Genomic DNA, 12,469 nt, shown 5'->3' with positions numbered 1-12,469 from the left:
TTTTTGCTGAAAAGCGTTTGACGGTGCGGCCTGAGTAGGGTTTAATGCGCCCCGTTGCCCGGATAGCTCAGTCGGTAGAGCAGGGGATTGAAAATCCCCGTGTCCGTGGTTCGATTCCGCGTCCGGGCACCAACATTCTGAAAACCCAGCCTTTATGGCTGGGTTTTTGCTTTTGTGGGTTTCTAAAATATTTTCAGGCATAAATCCAATAACAGTCCCCCATTTCAATCTCCGCGCTTTAATGATGCACAAGTTTTTCCTCACCCGTTCTCAGCACAACCAATTGATAATCTGCCCTTATCCAGACCATCTTCAAAGCGAAACAAACGAACAAACTTTGATTTCATGGAACATTCCTTTTTGACGGGTAAAGGCACTTCGAAAATGTCTGCGCTAACTGGCGAACATCCAGATGCAGACGATCAGTAAAGCCACAGAACGGATAACAAATCGGGCAAGCGCGGCATACCTGACTTTGGTATTTGCCCAGCCATGCCATACATCTACCGCCGCCCATGCTGCCCAGAGAAACAGCACGCACAGTAGTAGCCCAACGGACACCAGATAAAGAACGCTAATATCGATGTTGCCGGATGCCGTTTTAAACGCGTTGATCTGCGCGGCGGTCATCGCCATAGCGGACGGCCCCGCATGTAATCGCCGCTGACTTTGCCGTAATCCAGTGGCTGCGCACGCGAAGGCTGCGTGTAGCGGTCGATGCCAGCACGCATGGTGTTGAGGTCTTCGTTGGCTTTTTTGTAGTCGAACAGGTAACGGCGGCGGTTATTAGGATCGGACTGCGCGGCGACGGTGCGGGCGCGGTCGAGGGAGAGCTGGACTTGGTCTAGTAGGCGTTGGGTGATGGCGAGTTCGTCGAGTTCATTTGCAAAATACGGGTATGTAAAAAATAACGCTAGAATTACTAATGCAGTTTTCATACTAATATCCTCAATGGCATTACTTTCAGTACAAAAATGTCGATTGAGTTCTTACAATGCATTGATAAAATAAAATTTCGTTGATGTATTTTTCCGCACAACTATGAAAATGAGGATGACATGAGCATGAAAATAGAGGGGTGCGTTAACTGCTTTGATAATAACTGGATGTCTGTAATTGATCGGGAAGGGGATTATGCGCTTGAGTTATGGATAGTCAAAACAAAAGATGAGGAAACCAAAAATAATATAATTTATGGGCGATCATTCCTATTTTCATTCTCTAATGATAAATGGAACTATTCAAGCAATAATAATTACAAGCAAATTGGAAATGAAGGGCTGCAATTACTAAGAATCAGCTTGTATACTCAAGGGGTAAATTTACTAAAGGTAATGGATGGTTTAGCTCAAGGATGGAATATTACAACTGCGACAAGGAATTCTGGACTTGAAGTTTCTTCTTCATTTGAAAAGGAAATTGGGAATACCTGCCTCAATGGTCCGGTGATAACCAAACCCGGATACTATATGTTTAATCGTGACGCAGCCCATTCAGAGATAATAAAAAGCCCACATTTCAAAACTGGTGCTTATTGCTATGCCTTATCTCAATCGGAGAAATTCAAGTTATTGTCATTTGATAATGAGATTATAGCTCAGAAGGCATCTTATATTTTTTCAGAGTTAAAAAAGCAAATTGGCATTGATTTTAGGGGGGCAAATTCTAGCAGAGTTGGGGATGTAGAAATAATAAACTTCCCACTTGCAGATGCTTATCATAAATCATCGCTGGAAGTAAAAGTAGGACAAGAAGGGAATTCAATAGATGTATCTTTTAAGTCTCAAGAACGTTGTGATGATGAATGCTACCGAGCGTCAATAAAAATATTTAATAGTCACAGGTTGATATTCTCTTCTTTGAGTAAAAAAGTAAATAATATCGAAGGCGTTGTGATGATGTCGATTCAAGTTGAGAAAGAAATCATTGCAATGATTGATACTTTAGAGTGCGAGTTGTACGCGTCTAAAGGTATCAGTGATGAATTTAAATTAATAACCCAATGGAATATGCCTTACATTCGAGAGGTTTCAGTTAGTAGCAATATCTTGGGTAATTCAGCAATAATCGAAAATAAATGGCTATCTAAAGGATTAAAGAAGGATACTCCTAAAAATAGAATAAATTCTGCATCTGTAGTAAATACCAAAAGAGATAAGCCAAGTAGAATTGTTTCTCGAGAGGATGAACGTTGGGTAATTAATGATAGGGAGTGTGATAAAATAGTATCAAAAATATACCCTGAAACTGACAATGGAGGGTTTTTTCAGAGGATTTCATTTGGAGATAGTTCAGGAAGGTTAGAGTTCAGTGAATGGTTGCAAAAGACTTTAGGGCATTTTGAACAGGGACACGTCGTTTTTTTTGATCCTTACTTTGAAGATGCAGGGTTGCGATTGTTTGCCTCATATCTCTCCCCTTTGGTAGATTGCACTATCTTTACTACTAATCCTGAGGAGGGAAGTGACAGACTTAACAATATTATTAATTTTGTGAATGAATATCCTTCATTATTAAATTCAAAAAAAATAACCATTACCGGTATGAGGGATGGAAAACTACATGACAGATATTTGATTCTTATAAACGAAAATGGTCTTGCTGAAAAAGGTTTCCATTTTTCAAACTCTTTACAAAGAGCGAATATCAATTATCCATTACTAGTAACACCCATTCCACAAAACACTTTATTGAAAGTAGTAGAGTATTGTGAATATTTATTTAATGAAGTAAGCAATGACGAAGCTGTTGATGATGATAAAAAATTTACAGATATAATTACACCACAAATAATAAATGAACGTATAAAAAAACCAGGGAAAATCAACAGTCAGCTTTCAGATGAACCAGGGATCAGAGAATTTCTAACTTTATGGCTTAAAGATGAAGAATTTTTAACTATTCAAGAAGGTGATATCAAAAATCGTCTTGAGAGTTTTGATTTACTTGAAGGGAACCATTTCAAAGATTCAATAGAAATACCGCTAAAATCCATATTGGAAATGGATGCGGATAATGCTTACAAATGCTGGGAGGGCTTATCTTCTATTTTTGCCCGGTCTCATATCTTTGATAATTTAGAGTTACTAATTCCTAAGTTATCTGAAGCTGATTTTAGGCAGTTTATTAATGATTTTTTGTTGAGTAAGTTTGAGGTGGATGCTAAATATTCATCAGAAGTGATACCCTTATCATTGCTTAAATCAGATGTTAAAACCTTAATGAGCTCATCCAGACATGTTGAGCATTTCAGTAGCTTTATGAAAGATAAAAATCTTTCATGGGGTGACTACTATGCAATAAAATCATACTTAACATTCTATCCTGAAGAATTTATTATTTTTGTAGATGACTGTTTAACTAATATTAAAGATGAAACAAAAATATCATTTTTTATTATTAATCATTGTGTAAGTGAGATTGCAACTTACACCTCTATTTTTAATAATGAAATTATCGGCACGTCAAGTAATGTCAGGTCTGGTTTGTTAATTTGGTTTGAAATTAATGAAATAGTAAAAAATTACCTTAACAGAAGAAAAATTGATAAAGTAAAGGGGTTTATTTCAGATAAAAACATAAGTGATAAGATAGCTTACTTAGGTTGGTTTGCAAATGCCATAAAGAAAGAGCGAAATGGGAATAACTCCATTTCTGAGATAGTTGAGCAGCTATCGCTATTACTTTGTGATCATAAAGAAGAATATTCAGCTAAAGACATAATGGACTCTGTCCGGGGTCACATGACTCGATTTGGATGGAATGTAAGCTGGGGGTATAATGATTATATTGCTCCACTTATAAAAAATGGTTTAATTACAAGCGATGACTTCTGCGTTGCAATCCATGATGAATTATATAATTACTTTAATGAAGTTAAAGAACGTTATGTTTCTTTTGATATATCTCGAGAAGGTATTATTACTGCGATTGCAGCTAACTTTTTACTAAGCTCTACCCCTGAAACACAAATGCAGTGCCTATCAAAGATGCTTAAAATACTTCAAGGTTCAAAAGCAATTATTCAAAGGCCTTTCGAAAATTCGATTGATTGGGAACGCTGGGATTCTGCTAGATTTATAACGCTATGGTGTAAGGCTTACATTACCTTTATCAAACGACTATGTTTTGATAAAGGATTGGTTTGTCTAGACACAACTAAAATAGATGATGTTATTGAATTTTCGATGAATTTTATTGGTGAAGATCCTGACATTAACTTTAAGAAAGATTATCTTGAAATGTCAAATCTCTATGATGGTATTAATTTAAAGCATAGCAATTGACAATATAAATAATTAATTTGATGGCATGGTGATGATTTTAAATTAAATTGATTATCACCATGCCCTTGTTAACAAAAAAGCATGGTGTTTTGATTTTCTGGGGTGGAATCTATATTTCAAGAGTAAAGAACTGCCATTTTCCATCGATTAAAACTGCCACTGAAGTTTGAGATTCATCGACTTTATAATATCGCATTGTGCTGGTTTTATTATTACCAGCATTATAATAATAATTAACCAACCAAAGACGTCCCGCCTTATCAATCATATCACCAGATAGATTGTCAGCTTTAGTAATAAAATAAGATAGTGTAAGTAAAAAAAATGGAGCTGAGACTATACGATACCACAATGTTTTTGTGTTAAGTAATGAAAGCTCCTTAGGACTCAAGTGTTCCAGACGTTTTCCTGTTCTCATTCTTACTGAAATCTTAGATAAGTTTTTAAATCTTTTTTTTGATACCCCTTCTTTGATAGGATTTAAAAACATCATTATCATAGCACCAATAATCTCAGGGAAAATAATAACCAAAAAAACTAATGAAGCTAGAAATAAATATGAAAATGGAGTAAAGAAAATACTCGATGAATTAATGAACTCCCCGTAGTATTTTGCATCTAGTCCCGTTGTATACACAACCCATTGTCGAGATGCGAAATTGGTGATAACTAAAGCTAATGCGGCAAAAAGTGCCAAGATGATTTTACCAAGAATTCCTTTCCAAACTTTAGATAGGATATATCTAATTCTGTGATACATATCCAGAATAAAAGAGAGGCTTAATACTGCAGCGACAACGTAAGATAGGAAATTGATGTTGATGTTAAATACGAACTGTATTATAGCAATAAGAAAAATCCCAACAGCCCCCACATGCAATAGAAAGTTATTAATGGCAGTTAGTTTGTAATAGCGCCTAATATAAACAACTGACCGCCAGGCTTTTAATTTGAAGGAAGTGGATGCATCAGGGTATAAATGCTTAGCTGTCGAAATTAATGGGATTATTATCCATAGTGAAGTTAGGGAAATCACTGTCTTAGTAATGAATACGTTTAATATGTTGCTTTTAAATACAATCAAATTCAATGCTGCAATTAATAGGCTAATAATCAATAACCTGACCACAATCCTAATTACTGCATTTTCAAGCTCTTTTTCCAAAACTATATCCTTTTATAACTTTCAAAAAAATAGTCAATTCGTGGATGTATCTACTCTTAACAAATGTACTGCCGCGCCGCAAGCGGCTTGCCTGCTGACGACAGCGCACAAAGTCGAGCTTTGCACTCTGCCGTCCAGCTTACAGGTATTTCTTAAATGAAGCCGTCAGCACTGCCAGCGCCATGCCCAGCATCAGCGCCGCAGGCAGCAACAGCAGATTTGGGTGCACAGCCGATGGTCACGACAGATACACCATGCAGGGCACATAGAAGGCGGGTTTAACGAAGCGTTTGGCGTGGTGATAAACAAAGCTAGATTCATATGCCGCCCCATAACGCCGCAGATCTCGCCCCCCAAACCATCAACCACCGCGACCAGCACTACCATTAAAAACAATGGTATTGAAAGCACCAAAATCGTCACGCGAATCAGCGTAACCACAGCGACATACACAGTCGCCAGCAAGTATTCCTGCAGCTCCGATGCCAGCCAGCGGCAACCGGCATTCAATCCGGCAGCAACGGTATTCCCGCTGATTTCCATTGCCTGATTCTGCTGTGCGATCCATCCCTGCAAAGCGACTTTCTGATAACCCGAAGGTACGCTTTGCATGCTTGTTGACGCCACAGAGCTGGCGGCACTTAGCAACAACGCGAAGATTAGAACGCTGCGATATGTCATCCGCTTTCCCCCTGTTGCAGAAGTACCGGCATGATGCCGTTGCCGTACCGCAGCCAGCGGCCTGCGTCGTGGTTCAGGGGGATGCGGCGTTCGCGGACTTGTTCGGCGGGAATGCGGTGCTGTTGTGCCCAATTACGGAGTTTCTGATCGCTGCCTTCACTATCGACAAGGTAGATATCAACGGGGCGTTTATCGGCGAGAACGGCTGAGAGTCTGGCATCGCAGCGCTGGCAATCTGCTTCGCGAACAAAAAGCGCGAGTCGGCCACCTGAATCATGCGCGATACCTGCGGCATTACCCATATTGACCGGTAGCATGTTAGGCATGAGGCGCTTCCAGGCAGCATCAACTTCGCGCTGGAATTTGAGCTCCTTTTCGGTGCGCTCGTACTCCAGTTTTACCCAAAGTTCTGCGTAGTGACGGCGCTCGGCGTCGTTGCGGGCTTCAATGCCAAGGGCGGTGATCTTATCAAGATTTGGAGATAACTGCCCTCTCAACCCATTCATTAACTCATCATATATAAGCGAATCATTTGGTTGTTTGGAGCTGCCAGTGATGGCAGAGGAAATAGATTGCGTTTCAGTATGTTCAATTTCTACAGCTTTTAATTCCGATGCAAAAATTAAAAGAGTAAGATAAAATATTGGCTTAATGTTTTCTCTAATTTCCCCCTCCTTGAAATAGCCATGTGAATGTGAATGCTCACTGCAAGGAATATGAGTAAAAAATTAAAATCTCAACTTTAACATTTATCTTGAAGTGGTTTTTTTCATTGCTATTACTGGCGTGATATATTGCACGTACTAACCTACGTTAACAACTGCATTAGTAGGGGGTTGTTTTTTATTTTTCTTGAAAATACTAATACTCAAATATTCATAAAAATAATTTAAATCGTTATCAATAAAAGTTAACTAAAGATATTCATCTATAGACGTATTATGGCGTCACTCATACCATTGACTCCACTTCCCATTCAGGTATATAACGTAGTGCAATAGTTTGAACCTGCCTTTGATACCATCTTTTGAAACGCACGTCCTAGTAAGTCGCCGAAGCCGTAAGTTGCTGATTTTTTTGTTTTTTTTAAGGTTTTCTGGTAGTGATTGTGCCTTTATGACCAACCCTTTTTTTGATTGAATTTTAAACAGCAAGGTGGATTTTCATGAGTTATTATCATGTTATCGTTGAAACCAACGATCGAGATGCAAATAAGCGATTTATCAAAATCTTTGAATATGATAGGGATGATCTTGATGAGATTAAGAATGACGTTTTAAGACCCTATATCTTTAAAGAAGAAATATATGTTGATGGCGCACACTTAAAAAGTGAAAACATTCGCTCATTGAAGGTGAAAAAATCAGAAAAGAATTCATCTGAATTAACGAAAGCTGCTAATGATAACATTCCGGACAATGTTATTATGTTCATCACAACTGAAAATGTTATAGCTGGAGATGGTTACGTTCAGGACATTACAAGGGAACTTAGTAAAGAAATAAAGGATGAAGTTGCACATGACTCAAAAAAAGAAGCAGCTCCATTAAATTTAAATAGTAATAATAAGAAAGTCTTTGTCGTTCATGGGCATGATAGTTCTGCAAAGTTTGAAATGGCTAGATTTTTAGAAAAAGCAGGGATGGAGCCAGTTATTTTGCATGAGCAGGCTAGTTCAAGTAATACAATAATCGAAAAAATAGAATCGAATAGTGATATTGGATACGCAGTTGTTCTTTATACTCCTTGCGATATAGGTGCAAGGAAAAATGAAAATCCAGAGTTAAAATCTAGAGCTCGACAAAATGTAGTGTTTGAACACGGCTATTTTATTGGGCGTTTAGGGCGAGCCAGAGTTTCAGCTTTAGTAGTTGACGGTGTTGAAACTCCTAATGATATTAGTGGTGTCGTTTATATAGATTTAGATACCCGTGGTGCATGGAAGCTTGATCTGGCCCGAGAGTTAAAAGCCGCTGGATATACAGTCAATGCTGATGCATTAATGTAGTCTATAACTGATTACTATTTGAGACTGCTTCACAAAGGAGAAAAATAAATGAATGGAAATTACTGTGCATTTTATGTTGCAGAACCTTTCAATGAAAGCTATTTAGGTGCTCATGCTACGAAAGATTTTGTTTACTACAATACATTGCGGATGTGGAAAGGAGCTGAACCGGGGTTCCCTTTCGTAAATTCGCACGATACTACTTATAATGTTCGGGATGGTAGTAATTGGGAGCAAACCTTGATGCCACGCCTTAGGCTGCGTTTGCGGAATTCCAAAAATATTATCCTTTTTTTGAGTGAAAGAACCGTGAATTCTCGTGCTCTAAGAGAAGAAATTGATTATGGAATTAATTCATTGGGACTGCCCGTAATTGTAATTTATCCTGATTATAATACTAAAGAAAGTTTATTGGCTAATAACATCTTAAAGCAACAAGTGCAAAACTTATGGGCTAAAATTCCAGCATTTAGAGACTCTAGACACTTAGTACCTACATTACATGTGCCGATGAACAAAGACTTAATCAGGCTATCTCTTAGTGATAAGCGATTCATGGTTGGTTCCAAAACTGAACCGGATACATTTAGATTTAGCTAGTGTAGCTAAAACTATTAGCATGTTTTTTATTTTTCATGGCTAGAGGAATGTTAAATGGCCAAAGTCAGTTTATGTGATAAACAGGTTTTCAATGAGTTCAAGGGGTATGCATCATTACTATTTGGATTCATTGGTGGTGTTGTGATTTTTGTTGATATTCCTGCAAGCCAGAAGATTCTTTCTGGGGGTGTTTGTTTGTTGATACTTATAATTGGCTATATCTGGCTATGGAAAAGAGCTAATTCCCTTAAAGAAATCAGCCTCACTATTGAGGAGAGCACTGTCGTCATTAAAACAGGAAATATATTCGAGCAAGATGGGCTGAAAGTTATTGCCTTTAATGAATATTTTGACACGCAGGTCGATGAACGAATTATTGCAGAAGCCAGCCTAAACGGAAAATTTATCAAAGAGCATCTTTCTTGTGCCGTTAGTGAATTGGATGATTACATTACTAATTACAGATTTGATGCAGAAGAAGTTAGAGAGGTTAATGTAGGCAGAGCCGAAGGAAAAAAACAGAAGTTTGAGATAGGTACCATATGCGTTTACGGTGACTATATCTTAACTGCGCTTTCCAAATTCGATAACCACAATAAAGCTCATCTCACTATGCCTGAGTATTTGGGTTTCTTGGTTAATTTCTGGGATAAGGTAAATCGCGTTTATGCTCAGAAAAGTGTCTCCGTCCCTATTTTTGGGTCTGGACTGACTAGAATTAAAGGCCATAAAATTATTGATGAGCAAGACTTATTAAAGATAATGCTATGGACTTTTAGAATAAGCGAGATGCGTTTTAAGCATCCAGCAAAGTTGACAATAATCATTCATGAAGCCAAAATTGATAAAGTTAACCTTTTGGAACTAAAAACTGCAAGGAATGGATTGTGATTAATTTGATTGTAGGCTATTTAAACTGAGCTAGCTTAATGGTTGATGATTAATTAGCTTGCAAGGTTATTTTAGTTAAGTTGAATTTTCATTGATTATAACCTTGCAGTTCTGTTTTAAACAGATTAGTTCTTAAAGTCAGTCAACTGTTGGCTTATGTAATATATGACGTAAAAAATCAGCCCTGAAATTTTTCAGGGCTGTTGCAGTTAAAATGAATTATTCACATAGTTTTGACTTGGCTTCGGCTGTAACGAATGGTTAGACTCCACACGCTCAGCTTTATAAACCATCGCCTGACCAACCTTGATCCAATCGACCTTAATCAGTCTGGCTTTCAAGCTAACCCGCTGTTCGCCTGCATGATCACCTTTGTTGAGCGTGAAAATGTCTGACGTCAGGTTGCTGAGAGTAAACCCAAGCAGCACTTTCTTGTCCTCGTCTACGGCTTTCTGGCAGCGGCTTATAAGCTCCGTTGCTTCCTTAACGGCGACAGTGGCATCAAAGCGCACATAGGTAGGGTTGTAAGTGGGGCCGCTCAGCGCATTAATCACCACGCTGAGGAAGCTGCCAGTGAGGGTTTCAATTCTGCGAATATTGCTCAGATAACCCAGGCCCTTGATGTTGAGATTGAAGTATTCAGCTTTAGCAGAAGTGTTGTTGGTGTTGTTTGCAGCGTTGTTGGTAGTGGTAGCAGTCATGATGTTTACTCCAGGAGTGGGAAATAGTGACGGAGAAACATTCATCCCTGACGGATAAATGCTTTCCGTCAGGAAGCTCTGATAGCTATGCCGCGCTGGCTGGTCAGTACAAAGAACCTCATCACAATGTGATATCCGCATTAAGAGGTTGAGCGGATCGACCACTGCAAAAGCAGCACTTCTCTCAGGTAATGAAGTTTTAGATGGCAACCGCGTAAGCGTCTCTCTCAGGTTGCTGAAACATTGGCTGATTGTTGAGACAACAACAATAATGCCGCTCCAGTGTCCTGCTGCTAAAAGCGGATGTCAGCGATAAAGTAGTTTTGCGGGAATGAAAATAAAAAAGCGCCAGCAATTGCCAGCGCTCAGGGCCTGCACGCAGACCGGTAGTGTATTCGTTACTCCGGGAGCTGAAGCTCCGGCGCGGTTTTCACGGAGGGCGTGCGCCTTACAGACCAAATCGGATGTGCGGTGATTTGCCTGTAGGACTGATGATTTTCTGTCCCCATAAAAGCCATCGACTCATCCCGCAGTTGCTAAGGACATTGCCGTAGCCCAGCGACTGCGTAGGCAAAGCCCGCGTTAAGCTGTAGGACGTTCGTTCCACGCATCGGCATATTGAATGTTGCCATCTACAATGCGCCAGGTAATCTTCTCATATTGCATACTGACACTTTCCGAATGATTCATCTTGTCGTTACCAGACAATTTCACATTGGGTACGCCGCAATGAACGCTGGTGATCTTCACGTTTTCCAGCAGAACCGTGTAATAGCAGACCTCTTGCCCCGCATCGCTAATATTGTAAAAACGAATTTCAGCACTCTTCAACGTCTGACCGGTAGCTGACGCTTTATAAAGATAGGGTGTTGAACTATCAACTTCCTTTTCAATACGCATTGATGAGTGCTGGCGTGTGCCGGTTATTTTTCCAGCGGCGGTATCAACCGGAAGGCTGATACCGTGGCTTAATCCGATGATTTCAATACTGCCTTCACGGTCATGCACATCAACAGAGCCTCTAATATCTGCGCCGCCATCGTCTTTAAGCCACATGTACGGAGGGATTGGCATTTAACTACTCCTTATTTTTCGTAGTAACTTCATTGTTAAAATGTAAATTGCTGTAGTGATGGAAAATACTGAGATCACGGAGATGTAGAAATATAAATCATAAAAATTGTCTGCTCCAATCTCACCCTCTCCGTAAAAAAAATGTGCAATACGGGTTGCCCATCCATGATCAAACCATATTTCAGGGCTACCTAATGTCCTCCCGACGACCAACGATAAAGTGAAATAGAAGATGACTTTAGATATCTTACGGGCAAGTGTTGTTATTGCCACTGGCAATTACCTCAATCCATCCGCGTGCCATCAAAGATTTCATGCAGGGAACTCGTATTAATGAGGTCTGCATTAATGCATCACGGATCAATGCATAATCGGAGTTATGAACTAAAGTTATGCATCCTTTCGATACACGGCCAGGATGAAGCCTGAATAATCCACGTTTGACTCCATCAATCCAACTGTGATCATCAATAGTCCAGTCATCTCTGAACAAAGCAAACCATTCATCATGGTCAAACTCAGCATCGTTGTACATCCTGTTGTAGAAATCCTGGGACTTTGCTATCAATCTCGATAAAAGGCCACCGCTACCACGGTCTACAATCCAGTACTTACCCGGTGGTATTGGGCCTTCATTGGGGATTGCCCCACATGCAGCGTTATTCATATAAACGCCTTTTCCTGAAAACGCCATAAAAACGCCAACGCCATAAAGGTTGAACGGCACATAATCTGCACCATTTAAAATCAATGTTCCCTGAAGTGCCATTACCTGTCCCTAATTAAAAATCATGTAATACCTGTGGGTAATGTTACATATGGTGAATTTTCAGGGTTAGTAATAATAATGACGTATTCTCAATTTTGTGTAGTCGCCCACATTATATAATCGTCTGACGACCAGATTCGATATGGATGTTGATTGATCCTTAATAACGAAATAACTGTTTAAACACTTGCGCAGTCATTTCCCTAAAATTCCTGCTAGCCCTTTAATTGATTGTTAATGATATTAATCTGAAAGATATCCTGACATTAATGAAATTTGTCAGGTTTTCACTAC

At 39.2% G+C, this 12,469-nt stretch carries 11 protein-coding genes, 1 tRNA gene and 1 pseudogene; 5 read left to right on the top strand and 8 right to left on the bottom strand.

The window, feature by feature from the left end; all coding sequences use genetic code 11:
* Nucleotides 1-56: 56 nt before the first annotated feature.
* Nucleotides 57-132: transfer RNA gene (locus IAE30_RS12360), tRNA-Phe, on the top strand.
* A 261-nt stretch (nt 133-393) separates the two neighbouring features.
* Here IAE30_RS12360 and IAE30_RS12355 read toward each other — a convergent pair.
* Both IAE30_RS12355 and IAE30_RS12350 read right to left on the bottom strand, forming a co-directional pair.
* Entirely contained in the window at nt 394-636 is a 243-nt protein-coding gene (locus IAE30_RS12355) for a TIGR03758 family integrating conjugative element protein (protein ID WP_200679837.1), read from the bottom strand.
* On the bottom strand, nt 627-938 hold the full coding sequence (locus tag IAE30_RS12350) for an RAQPRD family integrative conjugative element protein (protein ID WP_200679835.1): 312 nt from the start codon (nt 936-938) through the stop codon (nt 627-629). The genes IAE30_RS12355 and IAE30_RS12350 overlap by 10 nt, the downstream gene beginning before the upstream one ends.
* 120 nt (nt 939-1,058) lie before the next feature.
* On the opposite strand from IAE30_RS12350, the gene IAE30_RS12345 reads away from it, so the two are divergent.
* Nucleotides 1,059-4,286, top strand: coding sequence for a VPA1262 family protein (locus tag IAE30_RS12345; RefSeq protein WP_200679834.1), 3,228 nt, complete (start codon nt 1,059-1,061; stop codon nt 4,284-4,286).
* Between the two features lie 109 nt (nt 4,287-4,395).
* Here IAE30_RS12345 and IAE30_RS12340 read toward each other — a convergent pair whose 3' ends face one another.
* The 3 genes and pseudogenes from IAE30_RS12340 to IAE30_RS12330 form a co-directional block, all read right to left on the bottom strand.
* A complete protein-coding gene (locus tag IAE30_RS12340) occupies nt 4,396-5,451 on the bottom strand; it encodes a hypothetical protein (RefSeq protein WP_200679833.1) in 1,056 nt (351 codons plus the stop codon).
* A 139-nt stretch (nt 5,452-5,590) separates the two neighbouring features.
* A pseudogene (locus tag IAE30_RS12335) lies at nt 5,591-5,985 on the bottom strand (TIGR03747 family integrating conjugative element membrane protein); the annotation flags it as partial.
* Nucleotides 5,986-6,128: 143 nt separating this feature from the next.
* On the bottom strand, nt 6,129-6,689 hold the full coding sequence (locus IAE30_RS12330) for a TIGR03759 family integrating conjugative element protein (protein ID WP_370585584.1): 561 nt from the start codon (nt 6,687-6,689) through the stop codon (nt 6,129-6,131).
* 608 nt (nt 6,690-7,297) lie between these two features.
* On the opposite strand from IAE30_RS12330, the gene IAE30_RS12325 reads away from it, so the two are divergent.
* Genes IAE30_RS12325 through IAE30_RS12315 form a run of 3 tightly spaced genes read left to right on the top strand, consistent with a single transcriptional unit; the run spans nt 7,298 to nt 9,631 of the window.
* Nucleotides 7,298-8,140, top strand: a complete 843-nt coding sequence (locus tag IAE30_RS12325; protein ID WP_200679832.1) for a TIR domain-containing protein — start codon at nt 7,298-7,300, stop codon at nt 8,138-8,140.
* Between the two features lie 48 nt (nt 8,141-8,188).
* On the top strand, nt 8,189-8,740 hold the full coding sequence (locus tag IAE30_RS12320; protein ID WP_200679831.1) for a TIR domain-containing protein: 552 nt from the start codon (nt 8,189-8,191) through the stop codon (nt 8,738-8,740).
* Between the two features lie 54 nt (nt 8,741-8,794).
* Nucleotides 8,795-9,631 (top strand): macro domain-containing protein, encoded by an 837-nt coding sequence (locus IAE30_RS12315; RefSeq protein ID WP_200679830.1) that lies wholly within the window; start codon nt 8,795-8,797, stop codon nt 9,629-9,631.
* Between the two features lie 209 nt (nt 9,632-9,840).
* Here the strand turns inward: IAE30_RS12315 and IAE30_RS12310 are convergent, their stop codons facing one another.
* The 3 genes from IAE30_RS12310 to IAE30_RS12300 form a co-directional block, all read right to left on the bottom strand.
* Entirely contained in the window at nt 9,841-10,332 is a 492-nt protein-coding gene (locus tag IAE30_RS12310; protein ID WP_200679971.1) for an STY4534 family ICE replication protein, read from the bottom strand.
* A 582-nt stretch (nt 10,333-10,914) separates the two neighbouring features.
* Nucleotides 10,915-11,406 carry a type VI secretion system tube protein TssD gene (locus tag IAE30_RS12305; RefSeq protein WP_034823348.1) on the bottom strand — a complete coding sequence of 164 codons (492 nt, stop codon included), beginning with the start codon at nt 11,404-11,406 and terminating at the stop codon, nt 10,915-10,917.
* Nucleotides 11,407-11,653: 247 nt separating this feature from the next.
* Nucleotides 11,654-12,175 (bottom strand): DUF2778 domain-containing protein, encoded by a 522-nt coding sequence (locus IAE30_RS12300; RefSeq protein ID WP_200679829.1) that lies wholly within the window; start codon nt 12,173-12,175, stop codon nt 11,654-11,656.
* Between the last annotated feature and the right edge of the window lie 294 nt (nt 12,176-12,469).

The sequence above is a fragment of the Pantoea sp. S61 genome (genome assembly GCF_016625145.1).
Lineage (GTDB): Bacteria > Pseudomonadota > Gammaproteobacteria > Enterobacterales > Enterobacteriaceae > Pantoea > Pantoea rwandensis_B.
Note: the sequence above shows the minus strand (reverse complement) of the source record. Positions and strands in the feature narration are given on the sequence as shown.

What these genes read in the sequence shown, in the direction of transcription:
- IAE30_RS12310 (WP_200679971.1), bottom strand. Translation starts at nt 10,332, where the DNA reads ATGACTGCTACCACTACCAACAACGCTGCAAACAACACCAACAACACT.
- IAE30_RS12325 (WP_200679832.1), top strand. Translation starts at nt 7,298, where the DNA reads ATGAGTTATTATCATGTTATCGTTGAAACCAACGATCGAGATGCAAAT.
- IAE30_RS12300 (WP_200679829.1), bottom strand. Translation starts at nt 12,175, where the DNA reads ATGGCACTTCAGGGAACATTGATTTTAAATGGTGCAGATTATGTGCCG.
- IAE30_RS12355 (WP_200679837.1), bottom strand. Translation starts at nt 636, where the DNA reads ATGGCGATGACCGCCGCGCAGATCAACGCGTTTAAAACGGCATCCGGC.
- IAE30_RS12350 (WP_200679835.1), bottom strand. Translation starts at nt 938, where the DNA reads ATGAAAACTGCATTAGTAATTCTAGCGTTATTTTTTACATACCCGTAT.
- IAE30_RS12320 (WP_200679831.1), top strand. Translation starts at nt 8,189, where the DNA reads ATGAATGGAAATTACTGTGCATTTTATGTTGCAGAACCTTTCAATGAA.
- IAE30_RS12345 (WP_200679834.1), top strand. Translation starts at nt 1,059, where the DNA reads ATGAGCATGAAAATAGAGGGGTGCGTTAACTGCTTTGATAATAACTGG.
- IAE30_RS12305 (WP_034823348.1), bottom strand. Translation starts at nt 11,406, where the DNA reads ATGCCAATCCCTCCGTACATGTGGCTTAAAGACGATGGCGGCGCAGAT.
- IAE30_RS12315 (WP_200679830.1), top strand. Translation starts at nt 8,795, where the DNA reads ATGGCCAAAGTCAGTTTATGTGATAAACAGGTTTTCAATGAGTTCAAG.